Annotated in this window: 20 protein-coding genes; 8 read left to right on the top strand and 12 right to left on the bottom strand. The window is 68.0% G+C overall.

The genetic code is table 11. The features are described 5' to 3' along the window. Positions 1-24 precede the first annotated feature (24 nt). The 4 genes from hemC to ISF28_RS21170 are packed head-to-tail and all read left to right on the top strand — an operon-like array spanning position 25 to position 4,142. Positions 25-1,002 carry a hydroxymethylbilane synthase gene (gene hemC, locus ISF28_RS21185; RefSeq protein ID WP_267876967.1) on the top strand — a complete coding sequence of 326 codons (978 nt, stop codon included), beginning with the start codon at positions 25-27 and terminating at the stop codon, positions 1,000-1,002. Continuing rightward, entirely contained in the window at positions 995-1,765 is a 771-nt protein-coding gene (locus ISF28_RS21180; RefSeq protein ID WP_198119166.1) for a uroporphyrinogen-III synthase, read from the top strand. Before hemC ends, ISF28_RS21180 begins: the two co-directional genes overlap by 8 nt. Continuing rightward, a complete protein-coding gene (locus ISF28_RS21175) occupies positions 1,762-2,928 on the top strand; it encodes a uroporphyrinogen-III C-methyltransferase (protein WP_198119165.1) in 1,167 nt (388 codons plus the stop codon). The genes ISF28_RS21180 and ISF28_RS21175 overlap by 4 nt, the downstream gene beginning before the upstream one ends. A 17-nt stretch (positions 2,929-2,945) precedes the next feature. Beyond that, positions 2,946-4,142 (top strand): heme biosynthesis protein HemY, encoded by a 1,197-nt coding sequence (locus ISF28_RS21170; protein WP_198119164.1) that lies wholly within the window; start codon positions 2,946-2,948, stop codon positions 4,140-4,142. A 21-nt stretch (positions 4,143-4,163) separates the two neighbouring features. Here ISF28_RS21170 and ISF28_RS21165 read toward each other — a convergent pair whose 3' ends face one another. Further along, the gene (locus ISF28_RS21165) at positions 4,164-4,364 is read right to left on the bottom strand and encodes a hypothetical protein (protein ID WP_198119163.1); all 201 of its coding nucleotides are present in this window, start codon (positions 4,362-4,364) and stop codon (positions 4,164-4,166) included. Between the two features lie 284 nt (positions 4,365-4,648). Here ISF28_RS21165 and ppa point away from each other — a divergent pair, with 284 nt between their 5' ends. Then, the gene (ppa, locus tag ISF28_RS21160; protein WP_198119162.1) at positions 4,649-5,185 is read left to right on the top strand and encodes an inorganic diphosphatase; all 537 of its coding nucleotides are present in this window, start codon (positions 4,649-4,651) and stop codon (positions 5,183-5,185) included. 96 nt (positions 5,186-5,281) lie between these two features. Here the strand turns inward: ppa and ISF28_RS21155 are convergent, their stop codons facing one another. The 10 genes from ISF28_RS21155 to ISF28_RS21110 form a co-directional block, all read right to left on the bottom strand. After that, a complete protein-coding gene (locus tag ISF28_RS21155; RefSeq protein ID WP_198119161.1) occupies positions 5,282-6,739 on the bottom strand; it encodes a PA domain-containing protein in 1,458 nt (485 codons plus the stop codon). After that, positions 6,726-7,115: a post-PEP-CTERM-1 domain-containing protein gene (locus ISF28_RS21150; RefSeq protein ID WP_198119160.1), complete on the bottom strand. Its 390-nt coding sequence runs from the start codon at positions 7,113-7,115 to the stop codon at positions 6,726-6,728. The genes ISF28_RS21155 and ISF28_RS21150 overlap by 14 nt, the downstream gene beginning before the upstream one ends. Positions 7,116-7,128: 13 nt before the next feature. Continuing rightward, entirely contained in the window at positions 7,129-7,797 is a 669-nt protein-coding gene (locus ISF28_RS21145; protein WP_198119271.1) for a choice-of-anchor J family PEP-CTERM protein, read from the bottom strand. A gap of 310 nt (positions 7,798-8,107) precedes the next feature. Next, a complete protein-coding gene (locus tag ISF28_RS21140; protein ID WP_198119159.1) occupies positions 8,108-9,178 on the bottom strand; it encodes a branched-chain amino acid ABC transporter permease in 1,071 nt (356 codons plus the stop codon). Further along, positions 9,178-10,197 (bottom strand): branched-chain amino acid ABC transporter permease, encoded by a 1,020-nt coding sequence (locus ISF28_RS21135; RefSeq protein ID WP_198119158.1) that lies wholly within the window; start codon positions 10,195-10,197, stop codon positions 9,178-9,180. Before ISF28_RS21135 ends, ISF28_RS21140 begins: the two co-directional genes overlap by 1 nt. 11 nt (positions 10,198-10,208) lie before the next feature. Next, complete coding sequence (locus ISF28_RS21130) at positions 10,209-10,934, bottom strand: ABC transporter ATP-binding protein (protein WP_198119157.1); 726 nt, start codon at positions 10,932-10,934, stop codon at positions 10,209-10,211. A gap of 22 nt (positions 10,935-10,956) precedes the next feature. Then, positions 10,957-11,724: an ABC transporter ATP-binding protein gene (locus ISF28_RS21125; RefSeq protein ID WP_198119156.1), complete on the bottom strand. Its 768-nt coding sequence runs from the start codon at positions 11,722-11,724 to the stop codon at positions 10,957-10,959. Position 11,725: 1 nt separating this feature from the next. After that, positions 11,726-12,922: a substrate-binding domain-containing protein gene (locus ISF28_RS21120; protein ID WP_198119155.1), complete on the bottom strand. Its 1,197-nt coding sequence runs from the start codon at positions 12,920-12,922 to the stop codon at positions 11,726-11,728. A gap of 48 nt (positions 12,923-12,970) precedes the next feature. After that, positions 12,971-13,843, bottom strand: coding sequence for an alpha/beta fold hydrolase (locus ISF28_RS21115; RefSeq protein ID WP_198119154.1), 873 nt, complete (start codon positions 13,841-13,843; stop codon positions 12,971-12,973). A gap of 95 nt (positions 13,844-13,938) precedes the next feature. Continuing rightward, positions 13,939-16,299, bottom strand: coding sequence for a TonB-dependent receptor (locus tag ISF28_RS21110; protein WP_198119153.1), 2,361 nt, complete (start codon positions 16,297-16,299; stop codon positions 13,939-13,941). 349 nt (positions 16,300-16,648) lie between these two features. Here ISF28_RS21110 and ISF28_RS21105 point away from each other — a divergent pair, with 349 nt between their 5' ends. Both ISF28_RS21105 and ISF28_RS21100 read left to right on the top strand, forming a co-directional pair. Beyond that, on the top strand, positions 16,649-17,569 hold the full coding sequence (locus ISF28_RS21105; RefSeq protein WP_198119152.1) for a LysR family transcriptional regulator: 921 nt from the start codon (positions 16,649-16,651) through the stop codon (positions 17,567-17,569). Beyond that, complete coding sequence (locus tag ISF28_RS21100) at positions 17,566-18,111, top strand: GNAT family N-acetyltransferase (protein WP_198119151.1); 546 nt, start codon at positions 17,566-17,568, stop codon at positions 18,109-18,111. The genes ISF28_RS21105 and ISF28_RS21100 overlap by 4 nt, the downstream gene beginning before the upstream one ends. On the opposite strand, the gene ISF28_RS21095 is transcribed toward ISF28_RS21100, so the two are convergent. After that, positions 18,036-19,205 carry a GNAT family N-acetyltransferase gene (locus tag ISF28_RS21095; protein ID WP_198119150.1) on the bottom strand — a complete coding sequence of 390 codons (1,170 nt, stop codon included), beginning with the start codon at positions 19,203-19,205 and terminating at the stop codon, positions 18,036-18,038. The two genes, ISF28_RS21100 and ISF28_RS21095, sit on opposite strands and share 76 nt — an antisense overlap. A 27-nt stretch (positions 19,206-19,232) precedes the next feature. Between ISF28_RS21095 and ISF28_RS21090 the strand changes: the two genes are divergently transcribed. Further along, positions 19,233-21,296 carry an NAD(+) synthase gene (locus ISF28_RS21090; RefSeq protein WP_198119149.1) on the top strand — a complete coding sequence of 688 codons (2,064 nt, stop codon included), beginning with the start codon at positions 19,233-19,235 and terminating at the stop codon, positions 21,294-21,296. The last annotated feature ends 33 nt before the right edge of the window (positions 21,297-21,329 follow it).

Below are 21,329 nucleotides of genomic sequence, written 5' to 3'. Positions count from 1 at the left end.
GCAACGACAGTGAAAGAATCCGTTTTGAACTCTAACGACACGACGCAGCACGTTCCCGCGCAATTGATCATCGCATCGCGCGAAAGCCGGCTGGCCATGTGGCAGGCCACGCATGTGCGCGACCGGCTCGCAGCATTATATCCGCAGTGCCAAATCGATATTCTGGGCATGACGACGCGCGGCGACCAGATTCTCGACAAGACATTGTCCAAGGTGGGCGGCAAGGGCCTGTTCGTGAAGGAACTCGAAGTGGCGATGGCCGACGGCCGCGCCCACCTCGCCGTGCACTCCCTCAAGGACGTGCCGATGGAATTGCCGGAAGGTTTTGAACTGGCGGCAATCCTCGAGCGCGAAGACCCGCGCGACGCCTTCGTCTCCAACGATTTCGACAGCCTGGCCGCGCTGCCGGCCGGCAGCATCGTCGGCACGAGCAGCCTGCGCCGCCAGGCCCTCATCGCCGCGCGTTATCCGCAGCTCGTGATCAAGCCGCTGCGCGGCAACCTCGACACGCGGCTCGGCAAGCTCGACCGTGGCGACTACGCCGCCATCATCCTCGCCGCCGCCGGACTCAAGCGCCTGGGCCTCACGCGCCGCATCCGCGCCTACCTGGAGCCGGACGACAGCCTGCCGGCCGCCGGCCAGGGCGCGATGGCGATCGAGATCCTGTCGGGCAATGGCGCCGGCTTCGACGTGCGCGCGCTGCTGGCCCCGTTGAACCACGTGCACACGGCGCAGGCCGTGATGGCCGAGCGCAAAGTGTCGCAAGTGTTCGGCGGCAGCTGCCAGATCCCGCTGGCCGCGCACGCGACGGTCGACGGCGACACGCTGCACCTGCGGGCGATGGTCGCCACGCCGGACGGCCGCCGCAGCGCCTTCGCCACCGGCAGCGGCCCCGCGGCGCTGCCGGAAGCGGTGGGCGAGCAGGTGGCGCAGAAGCTGGCCGAGCAGGACGCCGCCGGCATCCTGGCCGAATGCAAGGCGACAACCGCCGGCGATGCCTGACACGGTCGTCATCACACGTCCGCGCCAGCAGGCCGAGCCGCTGGCCCGCGCGGTGGCGGCGCTCGGCCGCACGCCGTTGATCCTGCCGTTGCTCGACATCTCCCCGCTGCCCGACGAGACGCAGTTGCGCGCCGCGCTCGCCCGGCTGCGCGACTACGCGCTCGTCGCCTTCGTGTCGCCGAACGCCGTCGACGCCGCGTTCGCCCACATCGATGCCTGGCCGGACGACGTGGCGCTGGCCGTCGTGGGCGAGGGCAGCCGGGCGGCGCTGGCGCGCCACGGCGTCTGCGGCGACCGCTACCGCATCCACGCCCCGCTCGACGCTTCCCACAGCGATTCCGAACACCTGTTGCAGGCGCTCGACACGGCCGCGCTGGCCGGCCGCAAGGTGCTCGTCGTGCGCGGCGAGACGGGCCGCGAACTGTTGCCGGACGCGTTGCGCGCGGCCGGCATCGACGTCGAAACGGTGGCCGCGTACCGCCGCGCCGTGCCGTCCCTGAGCCCGGACCTGGCGGCGTCGCTGCGCGCCTTGCTGGCCGCGCCGAACGACTGGATCGTCACGAGCTCGGAAGCCCTGCGCGGCCTGGCCGGCCTCGTCGAACAGCTTGACGGCGGCGCAAGTGTGGCAAAACTGCAACAGCAGCGCTTGATCGTTCCGCACGCCCGCATCGCGGAAACGGCGGAGGCACTCGGTTTCAAGGCCGTGACCCTCACAGGGTCCGGCGACGAGCGGCTGCTTGCCGCGTTACAATCACGAGCATGAACGAATTGCCCAACAATCCAGAAAAACCAGACATGGGCGGTGCGGTCGTGCCGCCGGAAAGCTATGCCGCGCCGGCATCGGCGGGCGGGCCCGGCGAGCCTCGCGTGCCAGAAGGTTCCGGCCTCGGCGGGATACTGCAAAAGCCGCAGAACGTGGCCATCATCGCGCTGGCCGTCCTGCTGGCCTTGCAAACCTGGTCCACGCATACCCGTTTCAACCGCCTGCGCGAGGACGTCGCGCGCACCTTGCAGAAGGACAATGCCTCGAACGCGGAGACGGCGCAGGCCGTCCGCGACGTGCAGGAGGCCGCCAAGGAATTGCAGGTGAAGGTCGGCGTGCTGGAAAACCGCCAGACCGAAGCGCAGAGCCAGCAGGCCGCGCTGGAGCAGATGTACCAGGACATCTCCAAGAACCGCGACGAGTGGGCGCTGTCGGAAATCGAACAGGTGCTGTCCACCGCGAGCCAGCAGCTGCAGCTGGCCGGCAACGTGCAGGGGGCGCTGATCGCGCTGCAGAACGCGGACCGCTCGCTGTCGCGTGCCGACAAGCCGCAATTCATCACGATCCGCCGCGCCATCGCGCGCGACATCGACAAGCTCAAGGCGCTGCCGTCCGTCGACCAGCCCGGCATGGCGCTGCGCCTGGACAACGTGATTTCGCAGATCGACAGCCTGCCGTTGCTGTCCGACGAAAAGCCGGCCGAGCCGATCGCGCCCACGCGCGCGAATCCGGGCGGCGCCAGGTCCAAAGGCAAGACGGCCGCGGCGCCGGCGGAGCAGAGCCTGGCCCGGCGCGTCGCGGACACCTGGCGCAGCTGGAGCCACGAGATGTGGGACGACATCCGCCAATTGATCCGCGTGCGCACGGTCGAGAATCCGGATGCGCTGATGCTGTCGCCGAGCGAATCGTACTTCGTGCGCGAGAACCTCAAATTGCGCCTGCTGAACGCGCGCCTGGCGCTGCTGTCGCGCAACGAGGGCACGTTCCGCGACGACTTGACCAGCGCACAGCAGATGCTCGAGAAGTACTTCGACACGAAGGCACGCTCGACCCAGGCCGCGCAGGCATTGCTGCGCCAGGTGCAGGCCAACAACGTCACCATCGACGTGCCCGACTTGTCGGAGAGCCTGAACGCCGTGCGCAATTACAAATCGAAGCCGTGAAGCGCGGGGCCTGAACGATGCGTTTATTACTCTGGTTAGTCGCCCTGATGGCCGCGGCCATCGGCATCGCCGTGACCGCGCGCTTCAATCCCGGCAACGTGGTCTTTTTCTATCCGCCGCACCGGATCGACATGTCGCTGAACCTGTTCGTCGTGCTGGCCTGCGCGCTGTTCCTCGTGCTGTACCTGCTGGCGCGGGCCGTGCGCGCCACGCTCGACATGCCGGAACGCGTGGCCGAGTACCGGTTCCGCAAGCGCGAGCGCGAAGCCAACCGCGGCCTGCGCGACGCCTTGAAAGCCCTGTTCGAAGGCCGCTTCGGCCATGCCGAAAAGGCCGCCAAGCGCGCCGCCGACCTGCCCGAGAATGCCGGCCTCGCCGCGCTGATCGCCGCCCGCGCCGCCCACCGCATGCGCGAGCCGGCACGGCGCGACGCCTGGCTGGCCGGGATCGCGCACGACCAGTCGCTCAAGACGGCGCGCCTGATGACGGTCACGGAATTGCTTGTCGACGACCACAAACCGGAGGGCGCGCTGGAAGCCGTCGCGGAACTGAATGCCAGCGGCCAGCGCCACATCCATGCGCTGCAATGGGCCATGAAGGCCAACCAGCAGGCGCGCAACTGGCCCGAGGTGCTGCGCCTCGTGCGCATCCTGGACAAGCGCAACGCGCTGCATCCGGCCTTGTCCGCGCGCTTGCGCGAGATGGCCTACGACGCGCTGCTGTCCGAGGGCGGCCACGACACCGAGTCGATCCGCCGCGTGTGGAACACGGTGCCGGGCAGCGACCGCGTCAAGCCGTACATCGCGGCCCGCGCGGCCGCCGCGTTCAATGCCCGCGGCCTGCACGACGAGGCCCGCGGCATCGTCGAGGACGCCCTGAAGGCCGGCTGGGACGAGCGCGTCGTGCGCGCCTACCGCGAGGCGGCCGGTCCGGAAGGATCGAGCACCTTGCTCGCGCAGATCGAGAATTGCGAGACGTGGCAGCACACCCATCCGAACGATCCGGAACTGGAACTGACGCTGGGTTCCCTGTGCCTGCGCCAGAAACTGTGGGGCAAGGCCCAGCGCTACCTGGAGCAGGCGCTGTCCGACGCCACCGAGCCGCACATGGTGCGCGAGGCCCATTTGAAGCTGGCCCAGCTGCACGAAGCCCTGGGCCAGCGGGAAGAAGCCGACAACCACTACCGCCAGTGCGCGCTCGCGACGGTGCTGTGACGGCGCCGTGTCCGCGGACGCTCATGCGCGGCGCGGCAGCTTGTGGCCGTGGACGACGATGACGGCCATGTGGTCCGGCGTCCCGACGGCGTTTTCGGCCGGAACGGCCGGCCGGACCGTGCCGGCCTGGGCGTCCGGCAGGCGATCGATGACGATCGACCCGGCGCCGACGACGGCGAGCGTGGTGATGAAGATGGCTTCCATGTGTTTCTGGATGTTCATGCTGTTCTCCTCGATGCGGGTGGCGGATGCGTGAGCGGTGGCGCTCACGGCATCGATCCAGCACGTGGCGTGCCAGCCTTCCAGCGGGCGCCGACAGGCTGTTGCGGGCCTGCCGAGTCGGGACCGGCGCAACAGTTTGGCGTGACTGTCGGGTGCGGGCCAACACGGCGGCCCGCCGGCGCGACAGCGCGTCGCGTTGCCTTGCGACCTTGTGCAGCGCACAAGGCGAAGGCGATTCGTTATAATCGTTGTTTTATTGTTTCCCCAGCAACCAAGGACTATCCATGAGCCTGAATAACGTCAACGCCGGCCGCGATGTGCCGAACGACTTCAACGTCGTCATCGAAATCCCGATGAACGCCGATCCGATCAAGTACGAAGTGGACAAGGAATCCGGCGCGATCTTCGTCGACCGCTTCATGGGTACCGCCATGCACTATCCGTGCAACTACGGCTACATCCCGGACACGATCGCCGACGACGGCGACCCGTGCGACGTGCTGGTGATTACCCCGTTCGCGCTGATCCCGGGCGTCGTCGTCCGTTGCCGCGCGCTGGGCGTCCTGAAGATGACCGACGAAGCCGGCGGCGACTCGAAGATCCTGGCCGTGCCCATCGAAAAAATCCTGCCGGTCTATTCGCACCTGCAGAAAGTCGAAGACGTCCAGGAACTGACCCTGCGCCAGATCCAGCACTTCTTCGAGCACTACAAGGACCTGGAAAAAGGCAAGTGGGTCAAGGTCGAAGGCTGGGAAGGCCCGGACGCGGCCAAGGCCGAGATCCTGGCGGGCGTGAAGAACTACGAGTCCAGCGGCAAGTAATTCGCCGACGGCGGCCATCGCGCCGCTCCGCAGACAGCAAGGGCCGTCACCCTCGGGTGAGCGGCCCTTTGTCGTTGGAGATTGCCACCCAGGCGGTCACCACCCGATGTCGCGCAGCAGCGGGAAGGTCAGGTCGCGCGGCGGCGCCACGGCGTGCGTGAGGTCGTCGTTGATCGCCGGTTCCATCAGCTGGTTCGGCTTGGCCTCCGTCGTGTAGTGCGACACGGTCGAGCCCGGCGAGTACGTGGTCGGGGTGTACATCAGGATGCGGCCCGCGCCGTCGGTGCCGGCCAGGCGCGTGGGGTCGAGGCCGAGGCTGGCGACGACGCCCGACTGCGTGCGCGAGCGGCGCTGCAGCGCGGCCTTCAAGGTGACGCCGTCGGCCTGCGTGATGCGCACGGACGGGATCGTGATGGAGGCATCGTTGCCACTCATGCCGGCCACGTCGCCCGGCCGGTTGTCGGCCACGATCATGCCCACCGCCCCGGCCGCCTGCACATTGCGGGCCTTGGTGACGAAGTCGCACGTGCCCCGGTCGACGAGCGCCACGTTGCCGTGCACGGCGAGCGCGTTCAGGGCGTTCAGCGGATCGCAGGCGAGGCCCGTGCCGTCGGCCTGGTCGACGACGGGCATCAACTGGCCGGTGACGGGCGGATTCGATAGCGGCGGGCCGAACGAGGCGTCGCCGACCGCATAGTTGCCCGCGGCCGGGCCGGAGGCGCTGCCGCTGATGGCCAGGTTCGAGACCGGGACCAGCACCCGGGGCACGGCGGCCGTCACGACGGGGCCGTTCCAGGACAGGCCGCGCCACGTCACGGCCGACGCGGCGCGCTCGGCGTCCGTCATTTCCACCCACAGCTTGCCCGTGCGGTTGTTCAGCAGGTAGTAATCCCAGACCGATGGGATGCCCTGGATTTCCGCGCCCGTCTGGTCGTCCGTGAACGTCTGGAAGCCCAGGCCGTGCGCGAACTCGTGCAGCAGCACCGTGACGAGGTCGATTTCGTTGCCGAAATTGTCGTCCAGGCCGAGGTAGAAGCCGGAACCGGGCAGGCAGTCCTGGGCCAGGCCCAGGCGCGAATTGAAGCGGGCCACGATGTGCGGCTCGCCCGGCGTCGAGACGTCCTGGCCGGCCAGCTTGCTCGCCAGGGCGCTCGGATACCACGTCGAAGCGCGCGGCGCGTTCGGGAAGTCGGACCAGATCTCGTCGGCGCCGGCCGACCCGAGCACGGCGCTCGTGGCCGTGCAGGCCAGCGGCACGAACGACGCGCCGATGCGGATCGGGACCGTGCTCGTGAGCGTCGCGCCCCAGATCTCGGCCGCGCGCTGGAACGCGTTCAGGCGTTGCTGGCCGAGCGTCGTGCCGGGATTGCCGCCGACGGGCGCCACCGGCGTCGGGTCGTTGAAACCGACGCCGGGGTCGTTCTGGTTGACGATCACGATGGTGGCGGCGGCCCGGGCCGGCGCGGCGGCGCCGAGGGCGAAAGTGCAGGCGGCGGCCGCGCAGGCGACGGCACCCAGCGCCCGTTGCAGGCGCGAACGATCAGCGGGTTTCATCGGTTCTCTCCCCCTCGTTGTGGCCGAGGACCCGGCCGACGCCCGCCTCGCCATGCACGCATTCGCGCGTCAGCTTGCCGTCGGGGCCGCGCGTGACGACGTCGTAGACCATGTTTTGGTCGCCCAGGCGCACGCCGCGCGCGCCGTCGCGCGGGCCGACCGGGGTGGGCCCGCGCGGGGCGAGGCTCGTGGACGGAGGCGCCTTGGCCCGCAATTCCTTCAGTTCGTCCGGCGTCGGGGCGCGCATCTTGCCGGTCAGCGGGTCGCGCACGACGACCATGCCTTGCTGGCCGGCGGCCTTCGCATGCAGCGTGAAGGCGGCCAGCACGCACAGCGCGGCCAGCGTGGCGATGGTGAGCAGTTTTTCCTTGGACATGGCGTTCTCCCGATCAAAGACGCGACTGGCGGCGCAGCAGGCTGAACATGCCCAGGCCCAGCGCCAGCATCATCCAGCGCGCCGGCTCCGGCACCGCCGTCACGACCGAGACCGTATCGAGGCCCACATAGTTCAGGGTGTCGGCCGGGCCCAGGTAGCGGAATGCGAAGCGGCCGCTGCCGTTGTCCGTGACGGTGGCCGTGAACCGCTGCCAGTCCGTCGGGTAGCCGGCCGCGCCGCCGACCGTCGTCAGCAAGGTCGTGAAGTCGGCCATGTCGGTGCCCGTGCCGGATGCGTAGCGCACTTCCAGCAGGTCGTTGAAGCCCGGCTGTGCGTCGTGCCGGGTGTAGAAGCGCAGCGTCGTCGTGCCGGACAGGTCGAGCACGGGCGTGATCAGCCAGTTGTCGACGGTGCCGCTGCCGTTCGCGGCGCTGAGGAAGTTGACGGCCGCATAGGCGTCCGGCGCGCCGGCCTGGGCCGGGAACAGGGCCTCGTTGCCCTGGAACCAGCCGTTGCCGGCGGGGACGCTGTTGTTGACCTGGGCCCATCCGTCCAGGCCGGCAACGTCGTCGAATCCTTCGTTGAGCACTTCGACCCCGGCCGCACGCGCGCCCGATGCGCCCAGCGCGGCCAGCGACAGGGACGCCGCCACTGCCGCAAGCAAGATTTTTACGGGTTTCATGGAAGCCCTTTCATGGAAGCCAGTAGGATGGTGGACCGCTCGCGCTGGCTGGTCGACGAGGCCATACTGGGCTCATCTTATGAGTCGGATGACCGGGACTTTTGATTTTTAGCTAACGAATGGGCTGGACAAGTCGGAGGTACTGCAGGGCGGGGCCGATGGGCGCATATTGCGGCCGGGCGTGGCGGCAAGTGGTGCGGTGATGCGTGGTGGGCGCGGGGCGCCCACCCTACGGCGGCGCTATCATGGTGCGTGCATCCGGTACGGCAATCGTAGGGTGGGCGGCCTCCGCCCACCGTTGCTTGCCGAATTAACGGCGTGATCGGTGCAGGCGCAGCTTGCCGACAATGCCGATGGGGAAGAAATAGATCGAGAGGATGAACAGCACCCCGAGCCACAGCATCCAGCGGTCGGGATGCAGCGCGGCGGCCAGCAGCGGCACGCCGGACAGCAACTCGGACGCCTGGCCCATCAGCGCTTTCAGGTAGTTCTGGGCGAGGATGAACAAGGTGGCGCCGACGACCGCCCCGTACATCGTGCCCATGCCGCCGATGACGACGACGAGCAGGATGTCCGTCATGAGTTCGAACCCGAGGCTCGTCTTGGGCCCGACGTAGCGCAGCCACAGGGCCATCAGGGCGCCCGCCAGCGCGGCCACGACTGCGCCCAGCACGTTCGCCCAGATGCGGTAGACGACCGTGCGGTAGCCGAGCGCCTCGGCGCGGAATTCGTTCTCGCGGATCGCCTGCAGGACCCTGCCGAACGGCGAATTCACGAGGCGCAGCAGGAACAGGAACAGCACGAGGCAGCCCGCGAACACGATGTAATACGTGATCAGCCTGCCGTCGACGGCCCGCCCGAACACGTCGTGGTCGACGAGCGTGTAGCCGGGCGACAGCAATTCCGGCACGCTGAACGTGAGGCCGTCCTCGCCGCCCGTGAAATCGGACAGTTGCGACGCGAGCACGGAGAACGACGACGCCACGGCCAAGGTGATCATCGCGTAGAAGATGGCGCGCACGCGCAGCGCGAACAGGCCGATGACGAAGGCGAGGACCACCGTCAGCAGCAGCGCGGCGGCGAGCCCCGTGACGATCGCGCTCCACGTCGGCTCGTCCACGCGCGACAGGGCAATGCCGACGCCGTAGGCGCCGATGCCGTAGAACATCGTGTGGGCGAACGAGACGATGCCGGTATAGCCCAGCAGCAGGTCGTACGACGCGACGAGGACGATGTAGACGCAGATCGTGGCCGCCGTGTTCAGCGGGCGCGCGCCGGAAAACAGGAAGGGCGCGAACAGCAGGCCGAGCAGGATGGCGACGAGGATGGCGGTCAATGTGCGGCTGCGCGGGAAGTCGCCGGAAAGCAGTTGGATCAGCATCAGTGGCGTCCTTTCGCGTACAGGCCGGCCGGGCGCCACAGCAGCACGGCGATCATCAGCACGATGTTCGAGACGAGCGCCACCTTGGGCGCGAGAAAACCTGCGTAATTGGCGACGAGGCCGATCAGGAGGGAGCCGATGAAGCAGCCGCCGACGGAACCGAGGCCGCCGATGATGATGACGATGAACGTCAGCACCATGATCTCGCTGCCCATCTGCGCCACCAGCGTTTCCTTGTACAGGCCCCACATGACGCCGCCCAGCCCCGCCAGCGCCGACCCGGCCGCGAACACGCCGACGAACAGGCGGCGGATGCGGTAGCCCAGCGCTTCGACCATCTCGCCGTTCTCGACGCCGGCGCGGATCAGGAGGCCGATCCTGGTGCGGTTCAGGGTGATGAACATTGTGGCGAACACGACGAGGCCGACGGCGACTGCCAGCAGCCGGTATTTCTCGATGGCCGCGTCGCCCAGGAAGGTGGCGCCGCGCAGGGCGGCGGGCAGGGGGAGGGCGATCTGGTCGGCGCCCCAGATCACGTCGATCAACTGCTCGGACACGATCATGCCGCCCATCGTGACCAGGATCTGCTTCAGGTGCTGGCCGTAGACGGGCATGATGACGACCCGTTCGAACGCCCAGCCGAGCACGGCCGTCACGGCCATCGCCAGCAGCACGGCGAGACCCAGCACGCCGAGGTTGGCGGGCAGCGAGTCCGTCTCGAGCCAGCCGCGCATCGGCAGCAGCACATAGGTCGCCGTGAACGCGCCGACGGAGACGAAGGCGCCGTGGCCGAAGTTCAGCACGTTCATCAGGCCGAAGACCAGCGTCAGCCCGCTGGCCATGATGAAGATCATCATGCCCATTGCCAGGCCGGCGACGGTCAGCGTGACCCACGTGGGGACGCTCATGAAGGGCAGCGCCGCCAGCACGACGGCCGGCACGAGCAGCAGCGGGGCGACGTCGCGCCGTGCCGCCGGCAGCGGGGCGTCCGCCTGGGCGATCGGTAAAGTTGCACTCATCGTTGTCTCGTTCATTGGTGAGAGTCGAGCGACAGGCCGAGCAGGCGTTGCTGCAAGGCCTCGTCGTGCGCCAGGTCGTGCATCAGGCCCGCGTGGACGACACGGCCGTCGTCCATGACGCTCACGCTGTCGCCGAGCGTGCGCACGAAGTTGAAATTCTGTTCGACGAGCAGGATGGTCGTGCTCGTGTCCTTGAGGTCGCGAAACGCCGCCATCAGGCTTTGCACGATGGCGGGCGCCAGGCCCTTGGTCGGCTCGTCCACGAGCAGCAGCTTCTTCGGCTCGACGATCGCGCGGGCGATGGCCACCATCTGCTTCTGGCCGCCCGACAGGTTGCCCGCCGGGTAGTTCCAGAATTTCTTCAGGGCGGGGAAGAAGCCGCAGATCCAGTCCACGCGCGCCGCGTCCAGCGGGCCGTTGCGGGCGGCAAGGTACAGGTTCTCGCGCACCGTCAGCTCGGAAAACACGGCCATGCTTTCCGGGACGTAGGCGATGCCGGCGCGGGCGATGTCGGGCGTGCCGAGCTTGGTGATGTCGCGGCCGTCGAACGTGATGCTGCCGCGGCTGGCCTTCCACAGGCCCATGATGGTGCGCAAGGTGGTCGTCTTGCCGGCGCCGTTGCGGCCCAGCAGCACGGCCAGGCCGCCGCGCGGGACGACGAGGTCGACGCCCTGCAGGATGTGGTACTGGCCGATGTGGGTGTGGACGCCGGACAGCGTCAGGATGGCTTCGCTCATGGGTAGTGTCGTTGTCAAGTCCTCATGCGGGTTCGGGGGTGCCAAGATAGGCCTCCTGCACGATCTTCGATTGCATCACCTCGGCCGGCTGGCCGTCCGCCACCAGCGTGCCGTTGTGCAGCACGATGATGCGGTCGGCCAGTTGGCGCACGACGTCCATCTTGTGCTCGACGAGCAGCACGGTCTTGTCGCGTTCGGCCTTGACCTGGCGGATCAGGTCGAGCACGACCGGCACCTCGTCCACGCTCATGCCGGCCGTCGGCTCGTCGAACATCAGGATCGACGGTTCCAGCGCGAGCAGGATCGCCACCTCGAGCTTGCGCTGGTCGCCGTGCGACAAGGTGCCGACCAACGCGCCCCGCCTGGGCGTCAATGCGACGCGTTCGAGATAGTGCTCGGCGCGCTGGATGACTTCCTTGTGGCCGAACCACAGCGACAGCATGCTCATGCCCATGCCGGCGCGGCTCTGCACGGCCAGCCTCACGTTTTCCAGCACGGTCAGGTGCGGGAACAAATTCGTCAGCTGGAACGCGCGCCCGACGCCCAGGCGCGTGCGGCGCGCGGGACCGAGGCGGGTCACGTCCCGGCCGTGCACGGACACGCTGCCGGACGTCGCCGGCAATTGGCCCGACACGAGGTTGAAATACGTCGTCTTGCCGGCGCCGTTCGGGCCCACGATCACGGTCAGCGTGCCCGGGTAGAACTCGGCCGTCACGCCGTCGACGGCCACGTGGCCGCCGAAGCGGACGGTCAGGTCGCGCGTGGCCAGCGCCGGTCGTAGTGTCGTCATGTCAGCGCTTGTTCCGGATGGGCAGCGGCAATTCGCTGGCCGGGATCTCGCGCACCAGTTCCAGCAGGTCCCACTCGTTCTTCTGGTCCTTCTTGATGCGGAAGTGGTACATGGGTTGCAGCGCCTGGTGGTCTTCCTTGCGGAACGTCATCGTACCCTTGGGGGTCTCGAACGACATGCCTTCCATCGCCGCCACCATCTGGTCGCCGTTCCCGGACGGGACCTTGCGCAGCGCCGCGACGACGGCCGACGCCGCCGCCATGCCGCCCGCCGTGAACATGTCGGGCGGGGCCTTGAAGCGCTTCGTGTGTTCGGCCACGAGCCAGTCGTTCATCTTGTTCTTCGGAAAGCCGTAGTAGTAATTGATGGTGCCTTCCGTGCCGGCGTAGCTCTTCCACGTTTTCATCACGGGCAGGATGTTGCCGCCGGGGGCGAGCGAGATGCCGTAGCGTTCCGGCTTCATGTCCGCGATCTTGTTCATCGGGTTCGGCCCGGCCCAGACGATCGCCAGCACGCGCGGCTGCGGCTTGTCCTTCAGCGCGTCGAACAGGCGTTGCGTGGGCGCGGTGAAGTCCGCCGCGGCGGCCGGCGCGTATTCCTCGTGCACGACCTTCGCCTTGCTGCCGGTGGCGGCCAGCGCCTCCTTGCCGGCCTTGATGGCGTCGTGGCCGAACGCATAGTCCTGGGCGAGGAAGGCGATGCTGCCGCTCTTGAGCGTGGACGCCGCGGCCAGCGCGTCCTGCGTCGAGTTGCGCGCGGTGCGGAAGATGTACTTGTTCCACTTGGCGCCCGTGATCTCGTCGGCCACGGCCGGCTCGACGACCAGCACCTTCTTGTATTCCTTCGCCACCGGCAGCATCGCGAGCGCGGCGCCGGACGACGTCGTGCCCACGGCGATGTCGACCTTGTCGTCGCCATAGGCTTCCGCCAGCAGGGTGCGGGAGAGGTCGGGCTTGCCCTGGTCGTCCTTGACGATCACTTTCAGCTTGCGGCCGTTGATTTCCATCTTGCCGCCCGTCAGGTATTCGAGGCCCAGCATGAAGCCGGTTTCCGTTTCCTTGGCATAGGATTCCAGCTGGCCGGTCTTGCCGGCGATGAGGGCCACCTTCAGGTCGGGGGCGGCCAGGGCGGAGCCGGTTGCCGTCAGGGTGAAGGCGGCGAACAGGGCGAAGGGGAGGGGCTTGATCATGCGTTTCATCTTGTCTCCTAGGGATGGTGGGCACGGGGTGCCCACCCTACGTTCTTATCAAGGCACGGCTGCCAGGAAGCGCAGGATCGCGTCCAGCGCGGCGGGTTCCGTCAGCATCGGCGCGTGGCCCACGTTCGGGACTTCGACATAGGTCATTGCGGGCGCCGCGCGCCGCATCCACGCGGCCTGGCGTTCTTCCAGCAGGTCGGACAGCGCCCCGCGCACGAGCATGACCGGGCGTTCGCGCGCGAGCTTGCGGAACGCCATCCGCAGCGACAGCGACGTCGGCCTGAGTTTACCGGTTTGCAGGGCGATGGCAATGTTCGGGTCGTAACGGGGCGCCAGCCGGCCGGCCGGGTCCGGGGCGAACGCGCGGCGCGCCCATTTGTCCCACTCGGCGGCGTCGTTGTCCGGGAAGGCGCAGGCGTTGATGCCGCGCACATAGCCGGCGGCGTCTTCCCACGAGCCCACGCACGCCACCTTGCCCGTGTAGCCGGCGATGCGCGCCAAACCTTTTTCCGAGATCACGGGGCCGATGTCGTTCAGGATGGCGGCCGCGACCAGGTCGATGCGCCGCGCCGCCACCGTCATGGTGATCAGGCCCCCCATCGACGTGCCGATGAAGACGGCGCGCGCGATGCCGAGGTCGGATGCCAGCCGGACGACGTCGCCGGCATAGACGCTCGGGGCGTAGTTGTCGGGATTCGGATCGCGCTGCGATTCGCCCCGTCCGCGCACGTCGAGCGCCAGCACGCGGCGGCCCGTCGCGGCGATGCGCGGGGCGAGCTCGTCGAAGTCGGACGCGTTGCGCGTGAGCCCGTGGATGCAGATCACGGGCAACCGTGCCGGCCCGCCGGCACCCGCATAGTCGCGGGCGTGCAGCGTCAGGCCATCGTCACTGGTGAAGGTGATGTCGGTGTATGTGGACATGTGACCGTTATGATTGTTGACTGGCGCCGGCGACTCCTTGGGGGCGCTCGGCGGAGAGCCCCGGCGGGGACTCTCCTCGCGGTCCGGATGATTGATCAGAACTTCACGTCCAGCGTCGCGCGGACGCTGCGCGGGTCGCCATAGAAGGCGGTGACGGAGTTGTAGAAGCCGGAGAAGTTATAGCCGGCCACCTTGTACCGCTTGTCCGTCAGGTTGCGGCCATGCAAGCCGATCTGGTACTTGCGGTCGGCGCTCGTCCAGACGAGGCCCGCGTCCCACAGGCCGAAACCGCCCTGCGACAGCGCCAGGTTGCCGGGGATGGAGGCATCCAGGCTGGGGACGCCGGTCCGCCGCACGATCTCGGTCTGGTAGACCTTGCTCTTGTAGGCGAGGCTGTTCGACAGGCTCAGGGTGCCCGCGTGTCCCGCCAGCGCCAGCGGCCAGTCGTAGTTCACGGACAGGTTGGCCGCGTTCTTCGGCGTGTTCTGGAACTCCGTGCTGCTCGCGATGTTGACGAGGTTGGCGCCGTTCGCGACATACCACTCCTTGTACTTGGCGTCGATGTGGCTGTACATCGCGGTGACGCTGAGCGCATTGGTCAGGTAGGCGATCATCTCCAGTTCGAGGCCGTCGATCTTCGCCTTGCCGGCATTCGTCAAGGTGCCCGCGAAGCCGTTCACGTTGCCCTGCGCGTCGAAGGTCGGGATCGAGCCGGGAATCTGGACGTTCTTGTAGTCGGTGTAGAAGACGGCGGCATTCGTCTGCAGGCGGCCGCCGTTCATCGACGACTTCAGGCCCAGCTCGATGGTGCTGACTTCTTCCGGCGCGACGCCGCGGCGCTTGGCCAGCGAAGCCGCCGTGTTCGGGCCGCCGGACGCCGTCAGGTCCATGCGCGGATCGAACATGCCGCCCTTGAAGCCTTTGGAGAAGGTGGCGTAGAGATTGTGGTCCGGCGCCATCTTCCAGCCAATGCCGACCTTGGGCGTGAATTTCTTGTCGGTGCGGTCCAGCTGGTCCTTGCCGAGGTCCGTGTTCGGCGGTCCGAACGCGATGGCGGACGGATTGCCCAGCAGTGCCGAGCCTTTCAGGCCGAGATAGGTCTGCTTGAAGATGCGCGCGCGCCGCTGGTCGTCCGTGTAGCGGCCGCCGAGGGTGACGTTGAACGTGTCCGTCAGGCTGTAGCTGGCGTCGGCGAAGGCCGCCCACGTGCGGGTGTCGATGTCGTCGTAGGTCAGCAGCGAGAGGCCGCCGGCCGCGTTGTACAGCACGTCGAACTTGTTGAAGGCATTGGCCTTCATGTAGAACACGCCGGCCACGCCCTGCAGGCGCGAACCCGTGTAGGTCAGCTGGAATTCCTGGCTGGTCTGGTGGTCGCTGTAGATGGCCGGCGCCTCGAACAGCGGCGTCTCCAGCGAATCGAAGTCGATCGGGGCATACGATTCCGACTTGCGGTTGGCGGTGATCGACTTGAACGACAGCGTGGGGTCGATGGTGTAGTCGAACAGCAGCGACGTGCCCTGGTTGATCACCTGCTGCTTGTGGCCGACGACCGTGTACAGGTCGGCCCGCGTGTCGTACAGGCCGGGCAGCGGCTGGATGTTGGCCGGCGCGGGGCCCGGCGTCAGGCGATAGCCCTGGCGCGGCTGCGAGTCGTCGACCGTGCGGTCGTAGGCGAGGCGCACGAACAGGTCGCTGTTCGGCAGCAGTTCCGCGCTGACGCGGCCGGCCCACAGGTCCTTGTTGTAGTTCTGCTGGCCGGTGAGGACGTTGTGGCCGAAGCCGTTGCGGTTGAACGTGGCGAGCGTGCCGCCCACGCGCAGGATGTCCGTGACGGGCGTGCTGGCCTTGACCACGAGGTCGGCCTCGCCGTAGTTGCCGAGCGTGGCCTTGGTATCCAGCATGGGTTTCGGCGCGAGCTTGCGGGTCACGTACTTGACGGCGCCGCCGATCGTGTTGCGGCCGTACAGCGTGCCCTGCGGACCGCGCAGCACCTCGATGCGTTCGAGGTCGTAGATGTCGGTGAGGGCGCCTTGCGGACGCGCCAGGTAGACGTCGTCGAGATAGATGCCGACGCCCTGCTCGTAGCCGGCGACGGGATCCTGCTGGCCGATGCCGCGGATGAACGCGGTCAGCGTGGTGTTGGTGCCGCGCGACGTCTTGAGCGTCGTGTTCGGGACCTTGTCGGTCAGCACCGTGATGTCGGGGATCGCCTGTTTCTCGAGCTCGGCGCCGGACAGCGCGGTCACGGCGCCCGGCACGTCCTGGATCAATTCGGCGCGGCGGCGGGCCGTCACGACGACCTTGCTGATGTCTCCCGTGGGTGGCGCGGCGGTGGCGTTGCCGGCGTCGTCCTGGGCATGGGCGACCCCGAACGTGCTGCCGTACATTGCCATCAATACGGCGATGGACACGGCGGAGCGGGCAGGGCGGTGCAGTTTCGGCTTGCTAACACGCATTGGATGTCTCCTGATTTTGTTTGGTGTTATGCGTTCAGGTACGTTTCGCATGATCGGAGTGTGCCTCGGATGAAGATGGCTGAAAAGACAACGCCGCGCCCACCGGGTGTGCATTTATGCACAGCCCGTTGGAACCGCCCATCGCGGGTGGCTCCAGAGGGCGCGGCACGATGCGACGTCCGGAAAACCGGTTTGCTGTGCATACGCAAGGGCGGTTCCGAAAACGTTGCAGCGGCAATGTGCACTGGTGCACAATATGTCACCTTGATATCAAACAACGGGCTCTCGAATAAGCCGCGCGGTATGGCGATCCCATGCGCGGCGGATCATCGGGACGGAGGAGACAACCATGCACAGCCTGCCGGAGTGGACGGATTTGCGGTTTTTCCTGGAGCTGGCGCGGGCCGGCACCTTGTCCGGGGCGTCGCGCCGCCTCGACGTCGAGCACACGACGGTCGCCCGGCGCATCGACCGCCTCGAGCAGCAGCTCGGCACCACGCTGTTCGACCGCTCGCGCGAAGGCTACGAGCTGACCGAGATGGGCCAGACCCTCCTGCCGCACGCGGAGGCGATGGAAGGCGCGGCGCTGGCCGCCGCCGAGCAGCTGAGCGGGGCCGAGGTGGCGGCGCATGGCGTCGTGCGCCTGGGCGTGCCGGAAGTGTTCGGGGTGCGCGTCGTGGCGCCCCTGCTCGTGAAGCTGTTCGAGGACCACCCGGACCTGTCGATCGACCTGCTGGCCCTGCCGCGCTTCGCCAACCTGGCCAACCGCGAGGCGGACCTGGGCGTCATGCTCGACCCGCCGTCGACGGGGCGCTACATCGTGACGCGCCTCGCGTCGTTCCGCTTCTACCTGTACGCGGCGCCCGGCTACCTCGCGAAGCATCCGCCCGTCCGCACGCACGCCGACCTGGAGCGCCACGACTTCGTCGACTACGTGCAGGACCGCCTGGCGAGCCGCGAGCTGTCGTACCTGAACGAGCTCGGGTTCACGCCGCGGCGCCGCCTGTGCTGCTCGGGCATGGCGGCGCAGATCGAGGCCGCGTCGCTGGGCATGGGCCTCATGATGGCGCCGCCGTACGCGGTGCCGGACGACGGCCGCCTCGTGCCCGTCCTGCCGGGCTTTTACGCGGAGCGCTCGTTCTGGCTCGCGGCGCCCACGGACCTGTACCGCCTGCGCCGCGTGAAAGTCGTCTGGGACCTGCTGCGCGACCTGGCCGACAACAATCCCACGCTGTGGTGGGACAACGGCGACCTGGGGCGGGCGGCATGAACGGCATCGTCATCCGCGATTACGCCGAGGCCGACCGCGCGGCCGTCAACGCCGTCGCGCTGGCCGCTTTCGCGCAATACGCGGGCGATTACGACGATTGGCCCGCGTTCAGCGCGGGTATCGGCAGCATGGCCGATCTGGCGCGCGACGGCGACCTGCTGGTGGCCGAGCGCGGCGGCCGCGTCGCCGGGGCCGTCGTGCACGTGGGGCCGGGACGGCCGCGCAGCAACATCTATCCGGACGACTGGTCGGTGCTGCGCATGCTGGTCGTCGACCCGGCCGCGCGCGGCGGCGGGATCGGCCGGGCGCTGGTCGATGCCGCGCTGGACCGCGCCCGGCGCGCGGCGGCGCCCGCGGTGGGGCTGCACACGAGTCCCATCATGGCCGCGGCGCTGCGCATGTACCTGGCCATCGGCTTCGTGCGCGAGCACGACCTGCCGCCCATCCGCGGCGTGCCGTACGCGCGTTACGTGTTGCCGTTGCCGTTGCCGTTGCCGGGCGCGGCGCGGAATGGATTGCGGTCGTTGAGCTCATCGAGGTAATCGTCGATGCCGCCCGCCTCGCGCTCCAGGAAGCGCTCGACGGCATCCGCGAACGCCGGGTGCGCGAGCCAGTGCGCCGACCAGGTCCGGGTCGGCAGGAAGCCGCGTGCCATCTTGTGCTCGCCCTGCGCGCCGCCCTCGAACACCCGGATCCCCTGCTCGATGCAGAACTCGAGCGGCTGGTAGTACGCCGTCTCGAAGTGCAGGCAGGGCACGTGCTCCAGCGCGCCCCAGTAGCGGCCGTACAACGTGGTCGCGTCGTGCACGACGAGCGAGGCCGCGATCGGCTGGCCGTCCCGTTCCGCGATCACGAGCAGCAGGTTTTCCGGCATCGTCTTGCCGATGCGGCGGAAGAAGTCCAGGTTCAGGTAGGGTTTGGAGAAATGCTCCGCGTAGGTGTTGCGGTAGCAGCGCGCGAAGAAGCGCCAGTCCTCGTCGCGGATGCCGGGACCGCGCACGCGGCGCAGCAGCACGCCCGCGTCGCGTACCTTGCGTCGCTCGGCGCGGATGTTCTTGCGCTTTTTTTGTTCCAGCGTGGCGAGGAAGTCGTCGAACGTCGCGTAGCCCGCGTTCATCCAGTGGAACTGCACGCCGCTGCGCAGCAGGAAGCCGGCGTCGGCTAGTTGCCTCGCCTCGTCGTCGGGCGGGAACAGCACGTGCGTGGACGACACGTCCGTCGCCTTCTGCGTTTTCAGCAGCACGTCGACGAGGGCCGCGCGCGCATGGGCGTCGCGCGCGAGCAGGCGCGCGCCCGCGACGGGCGTGAACGGGATCGCGGACAGGAGTTTCGGGTAATAGTCGAGCCCATGCTCCTGGTAGGCATTGGCCCACGCCCAGTCGAACACGTATTCGCCGTACGAATGGCCCTTCACGTACAGGGGCAGGGCGGCGGCCAGGCGGTCGTCCTTGTCGTACAGCGCGATGTATTGCGGCTGCCAGCCCGTCTCCGGCGTGGCGCTGCCGGATTCGTGCAGGGCGTGCAGGAAGGCGAACGACAGAAACGGGTTCGGCTCCCGCTGCTGGGCGACGAGGGCGTCCCATTCGGCTTGTCCGACCTCGGACAGAGAAGAAACGATATGCGTGCGATAATTCAAGATGACTTCCGTGAGCTGTTGAGACCTATGGATAAGCGATTCTTCAACCTGTATTCCCACGACTTCGCGCGCGTGGCCGTCGCCAGCCCGCGTTGCAAGGTCGCGGACCCGGCCTTCAACGCGCAGGAAACGATCCGCCTCGCGCGCGAGGCTGCCGACGCGGGCGCCGTGCTGGCCGCCTTCCCGGAACTGGGCCTGTCGGCGTACACCTGCGACGACCTGTTCCACCAGCGCGCGCTGCTCGATGCCGTGCTGGACGCGCTGGCCGAAGTGGTCGCCGCGTCCAGCTCGCTGCCGCTGGCGCTCGTCGTCGGCGCGCCGCTGCGCGTCGACCACGTGCTGTTCAACTGTGCCGTCGTCGTCGCGGGTGGCCGCATCCTGGGCGTGGTCCCGAAAAGCTATCTGCCCAATTATGGCGAATTTTACGAAAGTCGGCAGTTCAGCGCGGCGGACAACGCGGCCGTCGACCGAATCTCGCTGCTGGGCCAGGACGTGGCGTTCGGTCCCGAACAGATCTTCGCGCTGGAAAACCAGCCCTTGTTCCGCTTCCACGTCGAGATCTGCGAAGACGTGTGGGTGCCGATCCCGCCGTCCTCGTATGCCGCGCTGGCCGGCGCGACGGTGCTCGTGAACCTGTCGGCGTCGAACGTCGTCGTCGGCAAGAGCGGCTACCGCCACCAGCTCGTGGCGCAGCAGTCGGCGCGCTGCCTCGCCGCCTACCTGTACACGTCGGCGGGCCGCGGCGAATCGACGACGGACATGGCGTGGGACGGCCAGTCGCTGATCTACGAAAAGGGCGACCTGCTGGCCGAGTCCGAGCGCTTCCTGGGCGACTCGCATATCGTCTATGGCGACGTCGACCTGGAACGCCTGTCCGTCGACCGCATGCACACGACGACGTTCGCGCAGTCCGTGCGCCGGCACGCGCACGAGGTCGAAAAATTCCGCACGCAGACGTTTGCCGTGGCGCTGCCGCTCGAGCGCGACCTGCCGCTCACGCGCCTCGTCGAGCGCTTCCCGTACGTGCCGGCCGACGGCCGCCGGCGCGACGCGCGCTGCACGGAGGTCTACAACATCCAGGTGCAGGCGCTCGTGCAGCGGCTGCAGTCGTCCGGGCACCAGAAGGTCGTCATCGGCATTTCCGGCGGCCTCGATTCGACGCACGCGCTGCTCGTCTGCGCCAAGGCGATGGACAAGCTGCACCTGCCGCGCACGAACATCCTCGCGTACACGATGCCCGGCTTCGCGACGAGCGAGCGCACCTTGCGCCAGGCGCGCGAACTGATGCGCGTGGTCGGCTGCACGGCGCACGAGATCGACATCCGGCCCAGCTGCGTCCAGATGCTCAAGGACCTCGGCCATCCGTACGCGGAAGGCGCCGAGCAGTACGACGTCACGTTCGAGAACGTGCAGGCGGGCGAGCGCACCAGTCACCTGTTCCGCCTCGCGAACCACCATCACGCGATCGTGATCGGCACGGGCGACCTGTCCGAGCTGGCGCTGGGCTGGTGCACGTACGGCGTGGGCGACCACATGTCGCACTACAACGTCAACGCGAGCGTGCCGAAGACCTTGATCTCGCACCTCGTGCGCTGGGTCGCGGACACGAAGCAGATCGGAGAAACGGGCTCCGACGTCCTGATCCACGTGCTGGAAACGGAGATCTCGCCCGAACTCGTGCCGGGCAAGACGGGAACGGGCAAGGAAGAGGGCAAGCCGGCGCAGGTGACGGAAGACTTCATCGGCCCGTACGAGCTGCAGGACTTCAACCTGTACTACACGATCCGCTATGGCTTCGGCCCGGCCAAGGTCGCGTTCTTGTCGTGGAGCGCGTGGCACGATCGCGCGGCCGGACCGTGGCCGGAAGGCGGCAGCCCGGCGCGCAACCAGTACGACCTCGCGGCGATCAAGAAGAACCTCGGCATCTTCCTGTGGCGCTTCTTCAAGACGAGCCAGTTCAAGCGCTCGTGCGTGCCGAACGGGCCGAAGGTCGGCAACGGCGGCTCGCTGTCCCCGCGCGGCGACTGGCGCGCGCCGAGCGATTCGGAAGCGGTCGTGTGGATGGACCAGCTGGCGAGGATTCCGGACTGACGGGATGCCGTGCGATAATCGGGCGATAGCTGA

The organism is Massilia rhizosphaerae (assembly GCF_016093545.1).
Lineage (GTDB): Bacteria > Pseudomonadota > Gammaproteobacteria > Burkholderiales > Burkholderiaceae_D > Telluria > Telluria rhizosphaerae.
This window is presented reverse-complemented; position numbering and strand designations above follow the sequence as displayed.